The following is a 19,960-nucleotide window of genomic DNA, read 5'->3' as shown; positions in this document are numbered from 1 at the left end:
AAGACTTCGCTCCACTCCAAGTCGTCGTAGTTCGATTGAAACGACTGACTAATTTGGCGTGTAGCTGTCGCGCGCTGAGGCGCTGAGTACGCTGTTGGAGAATATACCAAGATGGGTCTGATGGTGCGTAAGCACCATGCTTGTGTACGATGATGGGAATTTGAGGCGGTCTCAGGTAAGATCGTCCTCGATTGATCACCGCCGGCAGGCCATCCTGACCCGGCACTGGAGTGCAGAGCTTCTTGATGACGGCAATAGAAACTCTGTTTCGGTGCCCGGTTGCGGTGGAGGCGTCTGGTCTGTCGCCTGCCGAAATGGGACTGTTTCCCGAGGAGCGCGCTTTCATTCAGGCGGCCGTGCCGAAGCGGAGGGCCGAATTCGCGACGGCGCGGATCCTGGCGCGAAAGGCGCTCGGCGCGCTCGGGGCCGCGCCCATCCCGCTCGTCCCGGGGCCGGACCGTGCGCCGACCTGGCCACGTGGCTTCACCGGCAGCATCTCACACTGTGACAATTTCTGTGCCGTGGTCGTGGCGCGGAGCACCGATCTCATCTCGGTTGGGCTCGATGTCGAGAATCGGCGCGAACTCGATCGGGCGATGCAGGATCTGGTGCTGACGCCTGCAGAACGGCAATGGGTTGCTACCCAGCGCGAGGAGCTACGGCCGACGCTGCCGATCCTGATCTTCAGCGCCAAGGAAGCCTATTACAAATGTCAGTATCCGGTCACCAGTGGCTTTCTCGACTTCCAGGATGTCGAGCTGGCGATCGACTGGGCGTCGGGGACCTACACGGCGCGCGTTCTCAAGCCGGCGTGGCCGGCGGCGGTGGCCTGTTTGTCCGGGCGCTTTCTGATCGATGATGATCGGGTCGGCTGCGGTGTCGAGCTCGCGCCGGGCTGATCCTGGTGCACCCTGAGGTTGGGGTGCGTCGGGACGAGGGCCTGGCCGCAAAGAATTTGCGACCGCCCGGATTCTGGAATGTCTCGACAGACAAGCAGGTTACCGCAGGCGCTAAACATTGACGGCCCACGAAAGCCGCCGAATGCGCTTGACATGTTTAGTGATCGCCAATTTACTAAACAAAATACTTAACTCGGGCGATTGATCCGAGGGCATGGGGAAACGCCTGCGGCTCGCGCTGTCGTTGTGACGGCACATTTCGCTGCGGGCAGAGATCGCCGTCATCCGCAAAAAGCGGGCGGCGCCAACAGGGAGGGAGTGCCAGATGAAGTTGCTGCAGACATTTGCACTGACGGCGACCGTCGCCGCCGCGACAGTGCTCGGCGCATCCGCGCCGGCACGGGCCGAAGGAAAAACCATTACGCTGTGCTGGGCTGCGTGGGACCCGGCCAACGCGCTGGTCGAGCTGTCGAAGGACTTCACCGCCAAGACCGGCGTCAACATGAAGTTCGAGTTCGTGCCGTGGCCGAACTTCGCCGACCGCATGCTCAACGAGCTCAACTCCAAGGGCAAGCTGTGCGACCTGATGATCGGCGATTCCCAGTGGATCGGCGGCGCCGCCGAGAACGGCCAATACGTCAAGCTCAACGAGTTCTTCGACAAGGAAGGCATCAAGATCTCCGACTTCATGCCGGCGACCGTCGCCGGCTACGCCGAATGGCCGAAGGGCACGCCGAACTACTGGGCGCTGCCGGCGATGGGCGACGCCAACGGCTGGACCTACCGCAAGGACTGGTTCGCGCGGCCGGAGATCCGCGAGGAGTTCAAAAAGAAGTTCGGCCGCGAGCTTGAGGTGCCGAAGACGCAGGAGGAGCTGAAGGACATCGCCGAGTTCTTCCAGAAGCGCGTGATCGACGGCAAGACCGTCTATGGCGCGGCGATCTTCACCGAGCGCGGCTCGGAAGGCATCACCATGGGCGTCACCAACGCGCTCTATCCGTTCGGATTCAAGTATCAGAACCCGAAGAAGCCGTATGACATGCAGGGCTTCGTCAACTCCGACGACGCGGTGAAGGGGCTCGAATTCTACAAGGCGCTTTACAAGTGCTGCACGCCGCCGGGCTATTCCAACGGCTACATGCAGGAGGGCCTCGACGCCTTCAAGTCCGGCCAGGTCGCGCTGCAGATGAACTGGTTCGCGTTCTTCCCGGGCCTCTACAAGGATCCGAATGTCGGCGGCGACAAAATCGGCTTCTTCGTCAATCCCGCGCAGAAGGAGAAGGGCTCGCAGCTCGGCGGGCAGGGCATCTCGGTGGTGGCCTATTCGCCGAACCGCACCGAGGCGCTGGCCTACATCAAGTGGTTCGCCTCGCTCGACACCCAGAAGAAGTGGTGGGCGCTCGGCGGCTACAGCTGCCACAAGGGCGTGCTGAACGATCCCAACTTCAAGACCACCGCGCCGTTCGCCGCCGACTTCCTGGTGGCGATGGACCAGGTGGTCGACTTCTGGGCCGAGCCATCCTACGCGCAGCTCCTGCTCGCCATGCAGAAGCGCGTCCACGACTATGTGGTCGCCGACCAGGGCACGGCGAAGGGCGCGCTCGACGGGCTGATCGCGGATTGGACCAAGGTGTTCAAGGAGGACGGCAAGCTCTGATCGCCGCGGCGCCTCGCGACCTCATGCGCAGCATGATCATCATTCCGTCCGGCAGGCTTGCGTCTGCCGGACGGACCAACCGGCCTCACATCAGTTCGATACAGCAGTGAAGCAGCCTCTCGCATGACCGACCAAACCGGATTGAGCAGCCTCGTCGACCGCGCCGCCTTGGTGACGCCGCCCGTCGTGGCGCGTCACGCGCGCGGCCTGTCCGAGCGCGCCATCGCCTGGCTGTTCATCACGCCGACGATGCTGCTGCTGCTGGCGATCAACATCTTTCCGCTGATCTGGACCATCCGGTTGTCGTTCACCAACTACCGCGCCAATCGTCCCAACGCGACTGTGCTCGATGTCGGCCTCGCCAACTACCAGTCGATCCTGACCGACCCGGATGTCTGGGCGGCGATGACGGTGACGGCGCGCTTCGTGTTCTGGAGCATCCTGATCCAGACCGTGCTCGGCTTCGCGCTGGCCTGGCTGATCGACAAGAAGTTCCGCGGCCACGGCCTGTGGACCACCCTGATCCTGCTGCCGATGATGCTGTCGCCGGCGGTGGTCGGCAATTTCTGGACCTTCCTCTACCAGCCGCAGACCGGCCTGTTCAACTACGTCGTTTCGGCCCTCACCGGCACGCCGGCGTCCTCGTTCCAGATGCTGGCGCAGGTGCCGCTGGCGCCGTGGGCGATCGTCATCGTCGACACCTGGATGTGGACACCTTACGTGATGCTGATCTGCCTCGCCGGCCTGCGCTCGATCCCGGACTACATCTACGAGGCGGCTGAGGTCGACCGCGCCTCGCCATGGCGGCAGTTCTGGTCGATCACGCTTCCGATGGCGCTGCCCTTCATCATGCTCGCAGTGCTGTTCCGCGGCATCGAGAACTTCAAGATGTTCGACATGGTCAACCTGCTCACCGGCGGCGGGCCCGGCTCGACCACGGAGGTCGCCTCGATCACCCTGAAGCGCGAGGCATTCGAGAAATGGCGCACCGGCTATTCCTCCGCCTTCGCCATCATCCTGTTCGTCACCGTGTTCGGCCTCGCCAACATCTACGTCAAGGCGCTCAACCGGGTGAAAAGCCGATGACCGGTCTCGTCTCAGCCCATTCCGTGGTCGACCCGTCGCCGCTGGTGAAGCGGATCGCGGCGGCAGTGGTAATCGTCTATGCCGTCGTCACGCTGGTGCCATTGCTCTGGATCGTGATGACCGGCTTCAAGTCGCCGTCGGATGCGATCGCCTATCCGCCGAAGCTGGTCGCCGAGCCGACGCTGGAGGGCTACTGCAACCTGTTCACGACGCGGACGCGGCAGGCGCCGGAGTATATGGCCAAGCTGCCGCCGGCCACGGGCCTGTGCGACCGCATCTCGCGCGAACGCAACATGGTGATCGCGGGACCGTCGAACTACATCCCGCGCTACGTGAACTCGCTCGTCATCGCGTTCGGCTCGACCGCGCTGTCGATCGTGCTCGGCACGCTCGCGGCCTACGCGTTCTCACGGTTCAAGGTGCCGCTGAAGGACGATCTGCTGTTCTTCATCCTGTCGACCCGGATGATGCCGCCGATTGCGGTCGCGATCCCGATCTACCTGATGTATCGCGAGCTCGGACTGTCCGACACCAAGCTCGGCATGATCCTGCTCTATACGTCTGTCAACATCTCGCTCGCCGTCTGGCTGCTCAAGGGCTTCATGGACGAGATCCCGCGCGAGTATGAGGAGGCAGCGATGGTCGATGGCTACACGCGGTTGCAGGCCTTCTTCAAGGTGGTGCTGCCGCAGGCCACGACCGGCATCGTCGCCACCGCGATCTTCTGCCTGATCTTCGCCTGGAACGAATACGCCTTCGCGGTGCTTCTGACCTCCGGCACCGCCCAGACCGCGCCGCCCTTCATCCCGATCATCATCGGCGAGGGCGGTCAGGATTGGCCGGCGGTCGCGGCGGGCACGACGCTGTTCCTGATCCCGATCGTCGTGTTCACCGTGGTGCTGCGAAAGCATCTGTTGCGCGGCATCACCTTCGGAGCGGTGCGCAAATGAGCGAGGCAACCCAGAGCCTTCCTGCCGACACTCGCGCCACGCGCTGGCCCCGGGTCTTGCGCCGCGGGCCGATGGAGACGGTGGCGACGCTCCTGATCGCGGCCGGCGTGCTGATGCTGCTGCAGCCGTTCGCGCTGGTGCTCTACACCTATTCCTTTGTCACGACGCTGGCAGGTGTCGTGATGTTCACCATCGTCTCCAAGTTCCCGGACTGACACCATGGCCGAGATCCGGATCGAAAACCTCGAGAAGCAGTTCGGCGGCTTCGCGGCCGTGCGCGGCACCAGCTTCACCATCGCCGATGGCGAGTTCTTCTGCCTGCTCGGCCCCTCCGGCTGCGGCAAGACCACGACCTTGCGCATGATCGCGGGCCTGGAGCTGCCGACCTCCGGCACGATCAGCCTCGGCGGCGAGGACGTCACCTTCCGCCGCGCCAGGGAGCGCGACATCGCGATGGTGTTCCAGCTGTTCGCGCTGTATCCGCACATGAACGTCCGCAAGAACATCGCCTTTCCGCTGGTGTCGATGGGCGTGCCCAGGGCCGAGATCAAGCGCAGGGTCGAGGAAGCCGCGCGCATCCTGCGCATCGATCATCTGATCGATCGTCCCGTCAGCGGATTGTCCAGCGGCGACCGCCAGCGCGTCGCACTCGGCCGCGCCATCGTGCGCGAGCCGAAGGCGTTCCTGATGGACGAGCCGCTCGGTGCACTCGATGCCGAGTTCCGGCACATCATGTGCGGCGAGCTGCGCGCGCTGCATGATCGCCTCAAGGCCACCACGGTGTTCGTGACCCACGACCAGCTCGAGGCGATGTCGATGGCCGACAAGATCGCGGTGATGAACCGCGGCGTGGTCGAGCAGTTGGGCACCCCGCAGGAGATCTATGACCGTCCGGCATCGATGTTCGTCGCCGACTTCATCGGCTCGCCGGCGATGAACTTCATCCGCTTCGACGCAAAGCTTGCCGCCGGCACTGAGACGGTCCGCATCGATGGCGCTGACATCGGCGTGCCCGTGCTGCGTGAGGATGCCGATGGCAGCGCGCTGGTGCTCGGCGTCCGTCCGGAGCAGGTGACGCTGACCACCGATGGCGGGCTACGCGGTGAGGTGTTCGGCGCCGAATACCTCGGCACCACCCAGATCGTCTCCATCACCACCGCGCACGGCATGGTGAAGGCTCGCATCCCTGCAGCGGTTCGCGTCGAGCGCGCGGAACCGGTCGGCCTGAGCTTCCGGGCTGACCGTCTGTCGCTGTTCGATGCCGCATCCGGCCGCGCGATCCGCACGGCGCTGTATGAGCAGCCGGCGAGGGGAGGCCGCCATGGCTGAGACGCGCCTCAACGCCGTCAGCAAATCCTTCGGCACCAAGCCTGCGGTACGCGATCTCTCGCTGACCATCCGCGACGGCGAGCTCGTCGTGCTGCTCGGGCCGACCGGCGCCGGCAAGACCACCACGCTGCGGTTGGTCGCCGGGCTGGAGACGCCGGACCGTGGCTCGGTGATCATCGGCGGTGTTGACCAGACCGGTGCGACGCCGGCCGCGCGCGACGTGACCTTCGTGTTTCAGCAATACTCGCTGTACCCGCATCTGTCGGTGTACGACAATCTCGCCTTCCCGCTACGCTCGCCGGTGCGCAAGACGCCGGAAGCCGAGATCAAGCGCATCGTCGGCGATGTCGCGGCGATGCTGCGGATCGAGGACAAGCTCGGCAACCGCGCCACGCAATTGTCGGGCGGCCAGATGCAGCGCGTCGCGATCGGGCGCGCGCTGGTGCGCCGGCCGGCGATTGCGCTGCTCGACGAGCCGCTGTCGTCGCTCGATGCCAAGCTGCGCGCCGATCTGCGCATTGAGCTGAAGCGCATCCAGCAGGATCTCGGCGCCACCATGCTCTATGTCACCCACGATCAGATCGAGGCGATGACGCTGGCCAACCGCATCGGCGTCATCGACCAGGGCCGGCTGGTGCAGGTGGGAACGCCGCGGGAGATTTATGAAGACCCGGCGAACACCTATGTCGCGACCCGGCTCGGCAGCCCCGGCATCAATCTGTTGCCGCGCGGGCTGTTTCCGGATCTCGCCGTGCCCGGCGACGTTGCGACCATCGGCGCGCGCACCGAGCACATGATCGTGCGTCGCGCCAATGGCGGCGCGCCGGCGCAGGTGAAATGGATCGAGCATCTCGGCGACCAGAGCCACCTTCACATCACGCTGAACGACCAGAAGATCGTCAGCCTGGTCGAGCCGGACACCGAATTGAAAGTCGGCGACTCCGTCGCTATCGAGTTTACCCGGCCGCTGCTGTTCGACCGGGCGGGTCAGCGGGTGAGATAGAGATGGACCAGGCATTCAAGCGCAGACTGATCGTGGCGATGGCCGATGCCATCATTGCGCATGCCGAGGAACTGACTGAGCTGGATTCGGCGATCGGCGACGGTGATCACGGCCTCAACATGAAACGTGGCTTCGAGGCGGTGCTCGCCGATGCCGACAACATCGCGGCCAAGCCACTGCCGGACGCACTGAAGGCGGTCGGCATGGCCCTTGTCATGAAGGTCGGCGGCGCCTCCGGTCCGCTCTACGGCACGTTGGCGATGGGACTCGGCAAGGCGCTGCCGGCGGGGCCCTCTGCGGCCGACGCCGCGGCGGCGTTCGGTCGGGCGATCGAGGACGTCAAGGCGCGCGGCAAATCCGAGGCCGGGCAGAAGACGATGCTCGATGTCCTGATTCCGGTGCAAGCGGCCTTCGCCGTGGGCGGCGCCGATCTCGCGACCCGGTTGCCGGCGATCGCGGCCGAGGCCGCTGACGCAACGATCCCGATGAAGGCCATTCGCGGCCGTGCATCCTTTCTCGGCGAGCGTTCGATCGGGCACATGGATCCCGGTGCGCGCTCGTCCAGCCTGCTGGTGCAGGCGATCTGCAGTGTATTCAACGAGGCCTGAACATGGGTGAGCAGAAGAACGTCGGCATCGTGATCGTGTCGCATTCCGCCAAGGTGGCGGAGGGCGCGGCCGACATGGTCAGGCAGATGGTCGGCGACAGCGTGCCGCTCGCCGCCGTCGGCGGCAATGCCGATGGCGGGCTCGGCACCGATGTCGGCGCCATCATGAGCGCGATCGACAAGGCATGGTCGGACGCCGGCGTCGCGATCCTGGTCGATCTCGGCGGCGCCGAGACCAACAGCGAGATGGCGGTCGAGATGATGCCGGAGGAGCGGCGCGAGCGCATCGTGATCTGCAATGCGCCGCTGGTTGAAGGTGCGGTCATGGCGGCGACGGAGGCGTCCGGCGGCTCGCCGCTCGATGCTGTCCGTGCCACTGCCGAAGAGCTGATGGCTGGGTGAGTGGGAATGACGATGGTTGATGGTGGAGAGATCGGCATGCAGGACGTCAGGGCGCATGCGCTGTTGACCAACGAGGTCGGGCTGCACGCGCGCCCCTCGGTCAAGCTCACCCAGCTCGCCAAGCGCTTCGCTGCGACGGTCGAGATCGCGATCGCGGCCGATGGTCCATGGACCGATGCCAAGAGCCCGGTGAAGATCATGCGCGTCAAGGCAGCCAAGGGCGAGACATTGTACATGCGGGCGAACGGCACTGACGCCGAGGAGGCGGTGCGCGCGCTGGCCGATCTCGTCAATCGCAAGTTCGACGAGGAGTAGATGGTGGAACGCTGCATCCGAGGTCGCGCAGCGTCGGAAGGAGTGGCCGTCGGACCGGCGGTGATCCTGCGCCCGCTCGACGGCGCCAGCCGGGTCAAGGGCTCGATCGCGGAGGAGCACGCGGCGTTGGCGGCGGCGGTGGCGGGCGCGCGATTGGCGGTCGCCGATCTCATCACGCGCCTCGATGGCGACGCCGCTGAGCTGATCGGCTTTCAGCTCGCGCTGCTCGAAGATGATGCGCTGACCGAAGCCGCCTATGCCGAGATCGAGACCGGCGCTGCGGCCGACGAGGCTTGGCGTGCGGCGATGGCCGCGGAAATCGCGGGCTATGAGACGGCCGATGACGAATATTTTCGCGCCCGCGCCAGCGATCTCGCCGACATCAGGGATCGCGTACTCCGGCATCTGTTCGGCCTCGAGGACAACGGCGCGATGCCGAACGGGGCGATCATCGTCGCCCGCGATCTCGCACCATCCGCCTTTCTCGGGATCGATTGGTCGAAGGGCGGTGGCATCGCGCTCGGCGAGGGCAGCCCGACCAGTCATGTCGCCATGCTGGCGCGCGGCCGCGGCGTGCCGATGGTCGTGGGGCTCGGTCCAGCGTGGGAGACACTCTCCGGCTTGCTGCTCGTCGAGGGCGGTGCTGGTCTCGTCGAGGCCGATCCAAGCGCGGAGCACGTCGAGAATGCGCGCGCGCAGGGCGCGGCTCTCCTGCGGCAGCGGGCCGATGCGACCGCGCATCAGCTTGAGCCCGCCTTGACGCGCGATGGCACGGCGATTTCGGTGCTCGTCAACATCTCCGGTCCCGCCGACATGACGGCGCTGCCTGCTGCGGCCTGTGATGGCGTGGGGTTGGCGCGGACGGAGTTTTTGACGGGCAATCTGCTCCGAGACGAGGAGGCGCAATATCAGGCCTATGCCGAGCTCATGCGATGGGCGGATGGACGTCCGGTGACGATCCGCACCCTCGACGCTGGCGGCGACAAGCCGATCCCCGGATACACGGTCGATGGCGAAAGCAATCCGTTCCTGGGCCTGCGCGGCATTCGCCTTTCGCTTCGTCATCCCGACATCTTCCGCGTTCAGCTGCGGGCGCTGGCGCGCGCGGCCGTAGCGGGGCCGTTGAAGGTGATGCTGCCGATGGTGACGAACGCCGCAGAACTGGGAGAGGCGCGCATGCATCTGCGTGCGGTGCTCGCTGAACTCGGCGACAGCAACATCGCTTTCGCCGAGCCGGCTTTCGGAATCATGATCGAAGTGCCCGCTGCGGCACTCGCCGCGCAGGAGTTCGCGGCTGACTTCTTCTCGATCGGCACCAATGATCTCACTCAATACGCGACTGCGGCCTCGCGCGACGGCGCCGAGGTTGCCGATTATGCCGACGTGCTGCATCCCGGGGTGATGGCGATGATTGCCCATGTGGTGCGCGCCGGCCGTTCGAAAGGCGTCGACGTCTCGATCTGTGGTGACGCCGCCGGCGATGTCAGGGCCATTCCGGCGCTGTTGAAAGTGGGCGTGCGTGCGCTGTCGGTCTCGCCGGGACTGCTGCCACAGGTGAAGGCCACAATCCGGACGATCGATCTGGCGGCTCTTGCGGAGGACGCATGAGCGAGCAGGACGCAACCGGATCGGTGAATCCGCTGGCCGACTACAAGGCGATCCTGCGAGCGGTCATCGACAGCCGCCCGTCGGGCACGCGGCAGCGGCTGGCGGAGGCGATCGGCAAGAACCGCAGCTTCATCTCGCAGATCATCAATCCGGCCTATCCGACGCCGATCCCGCTGCAGCATCTCGAGACCATCTTCCACATTTGCCATTTCTCGCCGCATGAACAGCAGGCGTTCCTCGCCGCCTACCGCGCCGCGCATCCCGGCCGCCTCGAAGAAGCAGAAACGCAGCGGCCGATGCGGCGCCTCGTGGTCGAGCTGCCGGATTTCGGCGATGCCGCGCTCAATGCCCATGCCGACCGCATCATCACCGGCGTCGCGCGCGGCATCACGGCGCTGATCTCAGCCAACGAAAACAAAGACGATGCCGAACCGGGAGGGAAGCCATGAAGAAGTTGATGAACGCTGTCGACGACGTGCTGACCGAAAGCCTCCACGGCTTTGCCGCCGTGCATGGCGACATCGTCGCCCTTGGCGAGGACAACAAGTTCGTCCGCCGCAAGAGCCTCAAACAAGGCAAGGTCGCGTTGATCTCCGGCGGCGGCTCCGGCCATGAGCCGCTGCATGCAGGATTCGTCGGTCAGGGCATGCTGGATGCCGCCTGTCCCGGCCAGGTCTTCACCTCGCCGACCCCCGACCAGATGCTGGCGGCTGCGCAGGCGGTGGAGACGGGAGGCGGCTCGCTGTTCATCGTCAAGAACTACGAAGGCGATGTCATGAACTTCGCAATGGCCGCGGAGATGATGGAGACCAAGGTCGCCACGGTCATCACCGATGACGACGTCGCGGTGGAGACGTCGACCTATTCGACCGGCCGCCGCGGCGTCGCCGGCACGTTGGTCGTGGAGAAGATGCTCGGTGCTGCGGCCGAGCAGGGGCGCGATCTCGATGCGCTCAAGTTGCTTGGCGATGACGTGAACAAGCGGACGCGCTCGATGGGCGTGGCGCTGACCTCGTGCACCGTGCCCGCGGCCGGAAAGCCGACCTTCGCGCTCGGCGAGGACGAGATGGAGATGGGCGTCGGCATCCATGGCGAGCCCGGCCGGCGCCGCGTCAAGCTCGCCTCCGCCGATGCGATCGCCGAGGAGATGATGGGCGCGATCCTCGCCGACCTCGCGCCTAAGCCCGGCACGCCATGCCTGCTGCTGGTCAACGGCTTCGGCGGCACGCCCGCGATGGAGCTCTATGTGATGGCCAACGCCGCCCGCCGCATCCTGGAAGCACGCGGGCTCGCGATCGCGCGCGGCCTGGTCGGCTCCTACGTCACGTCGCTCGACATGGCCGGCTGCTCGCTGACGGTCACCGCGCTCGATGATGCAACGTTGGCGCTATGGGATGCGCCCGTGCACACCGCGGCGCTGCGCTGGGGCTGCTGACGTTCAGCGGATCTCGTTCGAATAATAGTGATGCGCCGTCGTGGCGCGGTGCTGGCTGAGGATCGCCAGCGCGCCGGTCTGGTCGTAGGCCTCCTCGTCGATGACCAGCACGGCACTCGGGGAGGGCAGTCCGAGCAATTTGCGGTCTTCCTTGCTGGCGACCTCGGCCGTCACCTTCTCGCGCACCGCCGCGACGCGGATGCCATAGGCCTCGAGCAGGTGCCGATAGATCAAAGCGGGGACTTTCTTGGCCTCATGCGGAAAGTCCGGCATCCGGCTCGCGACCATCGAGATGCGCGAGTGCAGCACCGGCGCGCCGGCCACCCGGCGAATTCGCTGCAGATGCAGCAGCGGCTCGCCGGCGCCGACCGCAAACAGCGCGGCTTCGTCCGGTCCGGCAGGGCGCGTGGTCACCGACAGCACCTCGGCATCCGAGTGCAGCAGGCTGCCATCTTCGCCGAGCAGCCGGAAATACTGAAAGAAGAAGCTGAGGCCATGTCGTGACGCCCGGCCGGTCACCACCGTCCCGGTCTTCCGCCGCCGCATCAGCATGCCGCCGGCCGTCAGATCAGCCAGCGCGCGTCGGATCGTGCCGACCGCGACGCCATATTGATTGGCGAGCGCGACCTCACCGGGCAGCACCGTGCCCGGCGCGAGATCACCGATCAGGATCGCATCCGCGATCTGCCGCTTCACATGCTCGTAGAGCGGCACGGGCAGAGCGCCGGGACCTGCGCCCACGCCTTCTGCCGCTTTGCTGGCCACGCCTGCCTTTTTCATGGAATTGACAAGTGCCACATTGTGATTTCTATTTCTATATAGAATATAGCATTAAATCGGCGGACGATGGACTCTCAGGGCATCTCGGATCGGAGCGTGGCCAATTTGGCGGACGCCTTCGCTGCGATCGAGCGGCTGTCGGAAACGGCGGTCGACGACCTCAGTCGCATGGTGGCGGTGAATACGAGTTTCCCGCCCGGCGCCGGCTATGAATCGTTCGCCGATCTGATGGAGCAACTCGCGGCACCGTTGGGGCTGGATTGCGAACGCGTGGTCGTGCCTGAGGAACTTTGGCGTGCTCCCGGGGCCTATGGACCGCGCACGAACGTGATTGCGCGGCGTCGTTCCGGCCGTCCGGTGCTCGGGCTGTATTTCCACGTCGACACCGTGCCGGCTGCGCCGGGCTGGATCGGTGATCCGCTGCAACTTGCTCGCGAGGGTGATCGTCTCATCGGCCTCGGCGCCGCGGACATGAAGGGCTCGATCGCAGCCGCACTGCTCGCGTTGCGCGCCGCGCGGGCGACAGGCCTCACGCTCGCTTATGATCCGATGCTGCTTTTGTGCACCGACGAGGAGGCGGGACTCTATCCAGGGGTCCGTTACCTCGCAGAGCAGGGACGTCTCGAAGGCCACATTCTGAATTTCAACGGCAGCGCCATGCCCCGAATCTGGGCCGGCTGCTTCGGCCTGTTCACGCTGACGGTGCGCGTGCGCGGCAAGGCGGCCCATGCGGGTGAACAGCGTAGCGCCGGCGCCAATGCGATCGAGGCGGCGCTGCCGATCCTGAATGCGATCGCTGGCCTGAAGCCCGTCATCGCGCAGCGGACGTCGCGCTTGCCGCCACCACCACAGGCGGCCGGACCGCTGGCCGCGAGCCTCGACATCTCGGCTGTTCACGGCGGGCAATGCGGCGGCCAGATTCCGTCGCAGCTCGAGATCCTGTTGTGCCGCCGCTACGCCCCTGAAGAGGAGTTTGCCGCCGCGCGCAGCGAGATCGAGACTGCGATCAGACAGGCAGCAGCTGGACTCGACCTCGAGATCATCCTGACCGGCCATCTGATGCCGACCGCCGATCCCGGCGGTCCGCACTGGCCGCGTTGGCAACGGGCGCTTTCGGCCGGATTCGGCTACGCGCCTGATGACTTCGCACGATGGGGCGCGTCCGGCTGCTCAGATTTTGGCTGGGTCCAACAGGCTACGGGCATGCAGGAGATTCTTCTCACCGGCCTTGGCAAGCCGGACAGCCGCATTCATGCGCCCGGCGAGGCGACCACGCTGACCGATATCGTCGCATTGGCGAAATCGGTGCTCGCTTATCTTTCAGCCGAGTTCTGTCCCGAACTCTCTCCCGAACACACGACGCCCTAAGAGGACTCCGCCTAGATGTCGTCCGTCACCCGCCGCCATTTCCTCGCTGGTACCGCGCTCGCACTGGGCGCCCTGCCGCAGATCTCTCTCGCCGGCGACGCGCCGAAGCGCGGGGGCGTGCTGCGCATTTCTGTCGATCAGGGCGCCGCGGTGATCCATCCGCTGCTGGCGCGCGTCAATCCCGAGTATCTCGTCGCGGAGCTGCTCTACTCCAGCCTGACTCGGCTGAAGCCGAACATGGCTGTCGAGCCGGATCTGGCGCTGTCCTGGGAACATGGCGCGGGCCTGACCGAGTGGACGTTCAAGCTGCGGCCCAATCTCAGCTTCCACGACGGATCACCACTGACAGCGGATGATGTCGTCGCGACCTTCAAGGCGATCCTCGATCCGAAGACGGCCTCGCCCGCGCGCACCAATGTCGGACCGATCCAGGACGTGGTTGCCATCGATGCCGCCACCGTGAAGTTCACGTTGTTCGTACCCTTCGCCGACTTCCCGGTCGCGCTCGCCTACAACAATGCGCGCATCGTACCGGCGAAAGTCGTTGCTGCGGATCTTGCCAGCCTCGCCACCAAGCCGAATGGCTCAGGCCCGTTCAAGCTCGTATCCTACGAACCGGATCGGAAGATCGTGGTCGAGCGCAACACGGCCTATTACGATCCGGCGCGGCCTGCACTCGATCGCATCGAGATCCTCGTCTATCCCGACCGCACCGCCGAGGCATCGGCTCTGATCTCGGGCGACATCGATCTGATGCTGTCGACCACATCAGGCGAATATGAGCGGCTCGGCAAGGCCTCCGGCGTCAAGGCGTTGCGGATCCCCTCGGGGCAGTTTCTGAACGTCAACATGGGATGCGACCAGAAGCCGTTCAACGATGTTCGCGTGCGCCAGGCGCTCGCCCTGACCATCGATCGCGAGGCGATGGCCGGTTTCGTGGCGGGCGGCTATGGCACCCCCGGCAACGACACCCCGCTCAGCCCTGCCTACCGCTTCTATCGTGACAGCAAGCTGAAGACGCCAGATATCGCCAAGGCCAAGCGGCTGCTTGCTGAGGCCGGCTACCCCTCCGGCATCGACCTGACGATGGTGGCGTCCGACAAACCGGACACGCGCACGCAGCTCGGCGTTGCGATCCGCGAGATGGCGGCTCCTGCCGGTTTCCGCATCAACGTTCAGACCATGCCGCACGCGACCTATCTCGACCAGGTCTGGAAGAAGGGCAATTTCTACGTCGGCTTCTACAACATGCAGTCGACCGCGGACGCCGTCTTCAAGCTGCTCTATACGTCGGACGCGGCTTGGAACGAGACGCGCTGGAACAATGCGCGCTTCGACGAGATCGTCAATGCGGCGCGGAGCGAGACCGACGATGCCAATCGTGCCGCGCTCTATGCGCGGGCCCAGACAATGATGAGCGAGGAGGTGCCGTCGGTGATTCCGGTGTTCTTCGACATTCTCGCAGCGCAGCGGTCCTACGTCGAAGGCTACCAGTTGCATCCGCGGGGCTCGGTGTTCCGGTTCGATCTGGTCTCGCTTGGCGCCGGTGCGCCCAAGCGCGCCTGAGAACGAGGTCCATCGGTGTCGCTTGCCTGGCTGCTGCGGCGGCTGCTGCTCATGATCTATACGGTCGCCGTCGTCTGCGTGCTGGTGTTCGCCATCACGCAGGCGCTGCCGGCCGATGCCGCACAGACATTGCTGGGTGAGAACGCGTCGGCCGAAGCGCTCGCGGCGGTCCGCGCACGGCTGGGGCTCAATGATCCGGTCTGGCTGCAATTCGTCCATTGGGTGGAGCACGCGGTCAGCGGCAATTTCGGCGTCTCCATGCGCACAGGTCTGCCGGTCGCGCCGGAGATGCTGACCGCGCTCTCGCGGTCGCTGCTGCTCGCCGCCGGCTCGCTCGCGCTGACACTTCTGATCGCGGTGCCGCTCGGGATGTTTGCGGCGCTGCGCCAGGGGCGTGTGGCGGACACTGCAACCAGCGTGATCGCTTATCTCGGCGTTTCGCTGCCGGAGTTCGTGACCGCGACCGTGCTCGCTCTGCTGCTGACGGATATCCTGCCTTTGCTGCCCGCAACCGGCTATGTGTCGCCGCTCGAGAATATCGGGCTGGCGCTGCGTCATCTGGCGCTGCCGGTCCTGACAGTGTCGGTAATCCTCGTCGCGCATGTCATGCGCATGATGCGCTCCGAGACTCTCGACGTGCTGCAATCCGACTACGTTCGTGCCGCCCGATTGAAGGGCTTGCCGGAGCGCACGGTGCTGGTCCGCCATGTCATGCGCAACGCGCTGCTGCCGGTCATCACCATCGTCGCGCTCGACGTCGGCTATCTGCTCGGCGGCATCATCGTGATCGAGGAGATCTTTGCCATTCCCGGCATCGGGCGTGCGCTGATGGTCGCCATCACCACGCGCGATCTGCCGTCGATCCAGGCCGGCGCGTTGATCATGGCGGTGACCTACGCGATCACTAACACACTGGCGGACGTGGTCTACGCTCTGCTCGACCGGCGGATCCGCTATGACTGAGGTGCTCCGACGGATGATCCGCAAGCCGCAGGGCGCGATCGGGCTGGCACTGCTCGTCGTGCTCACTGCGGTCTGTCTCCTGGGACCATGGCTTGCCCCTTACGGTCCGGAGAAGATGGACTTTCTTGGCCGGTTTCGCGCGCCGGGCTGGCAGAATTGGCTCGGCGCCGACCAGTTCGGCCGCGATGTGCTGAGCCGGCTGTTGTCCGGCGCGCGGGCGACCGTGCCGATGGCGCTGGCAGCGACATTGGCCGGCAGCGCCATCGGTGCCGTCGTCGGCGTCGCGTCGGCCTATCTCGGCGGCAAGGCCGACGAGGCCATCATGCGCACCAATGATGCGGTCATGGCGATCCCCGGCCTGCTGATGGCGCTGCTGCTGGTCAGCACGCTCGGCAATGGCGCCGGCAACGCCGTGGTCGCGATCGCGCTGGCTTTCGCGCCGGGCATGGCCCGGGTGACGCGCTCGGTCTCGCTTGCCGTCCGCAATCAGGACTACGTCAAGGCGGCGGTGGCACGCGGCGAGGCGGCGCCGCACGTCATCTTTCGCGAGCTGCTGCCCAATGTGATGGGACCCATCGTCATCGAGGCGACCATCCGGGTGTCGTTCGCGGTCATGCTGTTTGCGACGCTCAGCTTCCTGGGCCTGGGTGCGCAGCCGCCCGCGTCGGAGTGGGGACTGATGGTCGCCGATGCGCGCCAGTATATGCATCGCGCGCCGTGGATCCTGATCGCGCCGTCGGCGGCGATCGCGCTGTCGGCCATTGCCTTCAATCTCGTCGGCGACGCCTTGCGTGATGCGCTCAACCCGCGAGACGATCGATGACACCGGCGCTCGCGATCACCCAATATAGCCTCGACTACGTGACTTCAGCGGGCGCCATCCCCGTGCTGCGGGACGTCTCGCTCGCCATCGCGCCGGGCGAGGTGCTCGGCCTGGTCGGTGAATCCGGCTCCGGCAAGAGCTCGCTCGCCTGGGCCTTGATGCGGCATCTGCCGGCCAATGCGCGCGAGGTCTCGGGCTCGCTTCGGCTCGGCGACATCGATCTGCAGGCGCTCGGACCGAAACGGCTGATCGAGGTGCGCGGCCGCCGGATCGGCATGGTGTTCCAGGATCCGTCCACCGCGCTCAACCCGACGCTGACCATCGGCCGTCAGGTGACGGAGGCGCTGATGCGTCATTGGGCTCTGAACGCGCGCGACGCTACGACTCTTGCAATCGAGCTGCTCGGCCATGTCGAGCTGCGTGATCCCTCTGCCATGCTGCGGCGTTATCCGCACGAGATCTCCGGCGGCGAGAAGCAGCGCGTGATCATTGCAACCGCGTTCGGTTGCCGGCCCGATGTGATCCTGTTCGACGAGCCGACGACAGCGTTGGATGTCATTACCGGAGCGCGCATCGTCGACCTGTTCGGCCGCCTGCGCGCGGAGACGGGCGTTGCTGCGCTGTACATCTCGCATGACCTCGCGATGATGACCCGCGTCGCCGACCGCGTCGCAGTCATCAGGCATGGCCGCGTGGTCGAGCAGGCGAGTGCGTCCGAGATCTTCCGTAAGCCGCAGCATGACTACACCAAATCGTTGATCGCGGCTGTGCCGCGTCCTGAGCGGCGGCTGGTGCACGATACGCCGGGCTCTGACGTGCTGCTCGAAGCCAGGGGCATCGAGGTTCACTATGGCAGGCGCGGCCTGTTCCGTGCGGCGCCGCCGCCGTCGACCCAGGCCGTCGACGTCGACATCCGTGCGGGCGAGATCGTCGGTCTCGTCGGTGAATCCGGCTCTGGCAAATCGTCGATGGCGCGGGCGTTGACCGGGCTTGCGCGGTTCTCGGGCGCGATCAGCTTTGATGGGCGGACGCTTCACGCGGCCGGCGACATGAACCGGGCCTATCGCCGCGACGTCCAGATCGTGTTTCAGCATCCGGATTCCTCGCTCAATCCACGCCACCGGATCGGCGAGATCCTGTCGCGGCCGCTGAAGCTCTATGGCGGCGATCCGTCGTCGGTGCCGCGACTGCTCGAGCAGGTGCGGCTGCCGGCATCCTATGCGACGCGCTGGCCGCATCAGCTGTCGGGCGGCGAGAAGCAGCGCGTCGCGATCGCCCGCGCTTTTGCGGCACGCCCGCGACTCGTGATCTGCGACGAGATCACCGCGCCGCTCGACGTCTCCGTGCAGGCCCAGATCGTCGAGCTTCTGCTGGCGCTGCGCGCCGAGACCGGCACGGCCTATCTGTTCATTACGCACGATCTGAATCTCATTCGGCAGATCGCCCACCGCATCGTCGTGATGCGCCACGGCCAGCTCGTCGACAGCCGCGCCGTCGATGCCTTCAGCGCCGAGGACGTTCACCCCTATACACGCGAGCTGATGGCGGCTTCGCCCGTTCCGGTCGGCTGACCGCAAGGATTTCAACGTATGGACCGCAAGGATCTGCTCGCCCGCATCGATGTTCCGGCTGCGCTCGCGCTGCTGTCGCGCATGGTGCAGCACAAGAGCTATTCGAAGACAGAGGGCGAGAAGCAGCTCGCCACGTTCATGGCCGACCAGATGCGCGAGATCGGGCTCGACGCGGCCGTTGCGCCGTTCGGCGATGAGGGACGCGTCAACGCCGTCGGGCGCTGGAAAGGAACCGGGGGCGGCAAGAGCCTGCTGTTCAACGGTCACGTCGACACCAACCCGGTGACCGAGGGCTGGACGGTCGATCCATGGGAAGGAAAGGTCGACGACAAGTTCATCTACGGCATCGGCGTGTCCAACATGAAGGCCGGCGACGCCGCCTATTTCTGCGCCGTCAAGACGTTGATCGAAGCCGGCGTGAAGCTGAAGGGCGATGTCATCCTGACCTATGTGGTCGGCGAGCTGCAGGGCGGCGTCGGCACCTATTCGCTGATCGAGCAGGGGCTGCGCGCGGACTACTTCATCAATTCGGAGCCGACTGATCTGAAGGCGATGACCATGCACGCGGCGGCGTTCATGTTTATCATCGAGCTGGTCGGCAACACGCGGCATCTGTCCAAGCGCGAGGAGGCGGTCGATGCCATCAGCGCCGCCTGCGATCTCATCCCGCGCCTCAACGCGATGACGTTCTCCGGCGCCCGGTCGCCGGCCCATGCGGCGATCAACCGCGTCCATGTCGGCGTCGTTCACGGCGCGCTCGGCCGCGAGCTGCACGAGTGGCGGACGCCGCAGGTGGCGGACTTCGTCCGCATCAAGGGCTCCGGCCGTTATGCACCCGGCCAGACCGAGCAGGGCGCACTCGCCGACATGCGGCGTGAGCTCGATGCGCTGGAGACACGGTTTCCCGGCCTCAAGGCGCATCTGATGTCGGAAGACCGGGCCGGCGTGCCGACGATGCCGCCGTTCGAGGTCGCGCCGGAGAGTCCGATCGTCCGCGCGATCAACGACGCCTATCGCGCAGTGCGCGGCGAGGCGCAGCCGACGGGGCCGGTTGCGCCGAGCTGCTTCTATGGCACCGATGCCGGCCATCTCTATGCCTCGGGCGGCATGGAGGGCATCGTCTGCGGGCCCGGTGGCCGGTACAACACGATGCCGGACGAGCGCGTCGACATTCCCGACTATCTCGACATGATCCGCATCTACATGCTGGCCATTCTCGACATCTGCGGCTGAGCCCGCGCTCAAGCGGTGGCGGCCTGCTGCTGGAACTGCTCGAACGCGCCGATCGCGTCGGCGGCGTACATCAGCGACGGGCCGCCGCCCATGTAGATCGCCATGCCCAACGTCTCCTCGACCTCCTGGCGCGTCGCGCCGAGACGGACCAGGGCCTCGGCATGGAAGCCGATGCAGCCGTCGCAGCGGACGGCGACGCCGATCGCGAGCGCAATCAGCTCCTTGGTCTTCTTGTCGAGTGCGCCGTCGGCGCCGGCGGCCCGCGCCAGCGCGGAGAAGCCCTGCATCACATCAGGGATGTCCTTGCGCAGCGTCTTCAGGTTGCCGGAGATGTCCTTGCAGATCTCGTTGTAGTTCTTGGTCAT

General features: G+C 65.7%; 21 protein-coding genes. 19 read left to right on the top strand and 2 right to left on the bottom strand.

Annotation, left to right across the window (positions count from 1 at the left end):
* Window positions 1-245: 245 nt before the first annotated feature.
* The 13 genes from BRAD285_RS19600 to dhaK all read left to right on the top strand — a co-directional run bounded on the left by BRAD285_RS19600 (window position 246) and on the right by dhaK (window position 11,291).
* Window positions 246-899 carry a 4'-phosphopantetheinyl transferase gene (locus BRAD285_RS19600; RefSeq protein ID WP_035644282.1) on the top strand — a complete coding sequence of 218 codons (654 nt, stop codon included), beginning with the start codon at window positions 246-248 and terminating at the stop codon, window positions 897-899.
* A 325-nt stretch (window positions 900-1,224) separates the two neighbouring features.
* A complete protein-coding gene (locus tag BRAD285_RS19595; RefSeq protein WP_006609063.1) occupies window positions 1,225-2,556 on the top strand; it encodes an ABC transporter substrate-binding protein in 1,332 nt (443 codons plus the stop codon).
* A gap of 123 nt (window positions 2,557-2,679) precedes the next feature.
* Window positions 2,680-3,642 (top strand): carbohydrate ABC transporter permease, encoded by a 963-nt coding sequence (locus BRAD285_RS19590; RefSeq protein WP_006609062.1) that lies wholly within the window; start codon window positions 2,680-2,682, stop codon window positions 3,640-3,642.
* Complete coding sequence (locus tag BRAD285_RS19585; RefSeq protein ID WP_006609061.1) at window positions 3,639-4,592, top strand: carbohydrate ABC transporter permease; 954 nt, start codon at window positions 3,639-3,641, stop codon at window positions 4,590-4,592. Before BRAD285_RS19590 ends, BRAD285_RS19585 begins: the two co-directional genes overlap by 4 nt.
* A complete protein-coding gene (locus tag BRAD285_RS19580; protein WP_006609060.1) occupies window positions 4,589-4,807 on the top strand; it encodes a hypothetical protein in 219 nt (72 codons plus the stop codon). Before BRAD285_RS19585 ends, BRAD285_RS19580 begins: the two co-directional genes overlap by 4 nt.
* A 4-nt stretch (window positions 4,808-4,811) precedes the next feature.
* The gene (locus BRAD285_RS19575) at window positions 4,812-5,921 is read left to right on the top strand and encodes an ABC transporter ATP-binding protein (protein WP_006609059.1); all 1,110 of its coding nucleotides are present in this window, start codon (window positions 4,812-4,814) and stop codon (window positions 5,919-5,921) included.
* Complete coding sequence (locus tag BRAD285_RS19570) at window positions 5,914-6,924, top strand: ABC transporter ATP-binding protein (RefSeq protein ID WP_006609058.1); 1,011 nt, start codon at window positions 5,914-5,916, stop codon at window positions 6,922-6,924. The genes BRAD285_RS19575 and BRAD285_RS19570 overlap by 8 nt, the downstream gene beginning before the upstream one ends.
* A gap of 2 nt (window positions 6,925-6,926) precedes the next feature.
* A complete protein-coding gene (gene dhaL, locus BRAD285_RS19565; RefSeq protein ID WP_006609057.1) occupies window positions 6,927-7,532 on the top strand; it encodes a dihydroxyacetone kinase subunit DhaL in 606 nt (201 codons plus the stop codon).
* Between the two features lie 2 nt (window positions 7,533-7,534).
* Window positions 7,535-7,933, top strand: coding sequence for a dihydroxyacetone kinase phosphoryl donor subunit DhaM (gene dhaM / locus BRAD285_RS19560; RefSeq protein WP_006609056.1), 399 nt, complete (start codon window positions 7,535-7,537; stop codon window positions 7,931-7,933).
* A gap of 12 nt (window positions 7,934-7,945) precedes the next feature.
* A complete protein-coding gene (locus BRAD285_RS19555; RefSeq protein ID WP_035644280.1) occupies window positions 7,946-8,248 on the top strand; it encodes an HPr family phosphocarrier protein in 303 nt (100 codons plus the stop codon).
* Window positions 8,249-9,856 carry a phosphoenolpyruvate--protein phosphotransferase gene (gene ptsP, locus BRAD285_RS19550; protein WP_006609054.1) on the top strand — a complete coding sequence of 536 codons (1,608 nt, stop codon included), beginning with the start codon at window positions 8,249-8,251 and terminating at the stop codon, window positions 9,854-9,856. It abuts the gene before it with no gap.
* Complete coding sequence (locus BRAD285_RS19545; RefSeq protein WP_006609053.1) at window positions 9,853-10,305, top strand: hypothetical protein; 453 nt, start codon at window positions 9,853-9,855, stop codon at window positions 10,303-10,305. Before ptsP ends, BRAD285_RS19545 begins: the two co-directional genes overlap by 4 nt.
* Entirely contained in the window at window positions 10,302-11,291 is a 990-nt protein-coding gene (gene dhaK, locus BRAD285_RS19540) for a dihydroxyacetone kinase subunit DhaK (protein WP_006609052.1), read from the top strand. Before BRAD285_RS19545 ends, dhaK begins: the two co-directional genes overlap by 4 nt.
* Window positions 11,292-11,294: 3 nt before the next feature.
* Here dhaK and BRAD285_RS19535 read toward each other — a convergent pair whose 3' ends face one another.
* Window positions 11,295-12,056, bottom strand: a complete 762-nt coding sequence (locus tag BRAD285_RS19535; protein WP_083846309.1) for a GntR family transcriptional regulator — start codon at window positions 12,054-12,056, stop codon at window positions 11,295-11,297.
* Between the two features lie 81 nt (window positions 12,057-12,137).
* Here BRAD285_RS19535 and BRAD285_RS19530 point away from each other — a divergent pair, with 81 nt between their 5' ends.
* Genes BRAD285_RS19530 through BRAD285_RS19505 form a run of 6 tightly spaced genes read left to right on the top strand, consistent with a single transcriptional unit; the run spans window position 12,138 to window position 19,595 of the window.
* Window positions 12,138-13,439 carry a M20 family metallopeptidase gene (locus tag BRAD285_RS19530; RefSeq protein WP_006609050.1) on the top strand — a complete coding sequence of 434 codons (1,302 nt, stop codon included), beginning with the start codon at window positions 12,138-12,140 and terminating at the stop codon, window positions 13,437-13,439.
* Window positions 13,440-13,454: 15 nt separating this feature from the next.
* Entirely contained in the window at window positions 13,455-15,005 is a 1,551-nt protein-coding gene (locus BRAD285_RS19525) for an ABC transporter substrate-binding protein (RefSeq protein ID WP_006609049.1), read from the top strand.
* A gap of 15 nt (window positions 15,006-15,020) precedes the next feature.
* Window positions 15,021-15,968: an ABC transporter permease gene (locus BRAD285_RS19520; protein ID WP_006609048.1), complete on the top strand. Its 948-nt coding sequence runs from the start codon at window positions 15,021-15,023 to the stop codon at window positions 15,966-15,968.
* Window positions 15,961-16,791 carry an ABC transporter permease gene (locus BRAD285_RS19515; protein WP_006609047.1) on the top strand — a complete coding sequence of 277 codons (831 nt, stop codon included), beginning with the start codon at window positions 15,961-15,963 and terminating at the stop codon, window positions 16,789-16,791. The genes BRAD285_RS19520 and BRAD285_RS19515 overlap by 8 nt, the downstream gene beginning before the upstream one ends.
* Window positions 16,788-18,362, top strand: a complete 1,575-nt coding sequence (nikE, locus tag BRAD285_RS19510; RefSeq protein WP_006609046.1) for an ABC transporter ATP-binding protein — start codon at window positions 16,788-16,790, stop codon at window positions 18,360-18,362. The genes BRAD285_RS19515 and nikE overlap by 4 nt, the downstream gene beginning before the upstream one ends.
* A gap of 18 nt (window positions 18,363-18,380) precedes the next feature.
* Window positions 18,381-19,595 carry a M20 family metallopeptidase gene (locus BRAD285_RS19505; RefSeq protein ID WP_006609045.1) on the top strand — a complete coding sequence of 405 codons (1,215 nt, stop codon included), beginning with the start codon at window positions 18,381-18,383 and terminating at the stop codon, window positions 19,593-19,595.
* 8 nt (window positions 19,596-19,603) lie between these two features.
* On the opposite strand, the gene BRAD285_RS19500 is transcribed toward BRAD285_RS19505, so the two are convergent.
* Complete coding sequence (locus BRAD285_RS19500) at window positions 19,604-19,960, bottom strand: carboxymuconolactone decarboxylase family protein (RefSeq protein ID WP_006609044.1); 357 nt, start codon at window positions 19,958-19,960, stop codon at window positions 19,604-19,606.

The sequence above is a fragment of the Bradyrhizobium sp. ORS 285 genome, assembly GCF_900176205.1.
Lineage (GTDB): Bacteria > Pseudomonadota > Alphaproteobacteria > Rhizobiales > Xanthobacteraceae > Bradyrhizobium.
Note: the sequence above shows the minus strand (reverse complement) of the source record. Positions and strands in the feature narration are given on the sequence as shown.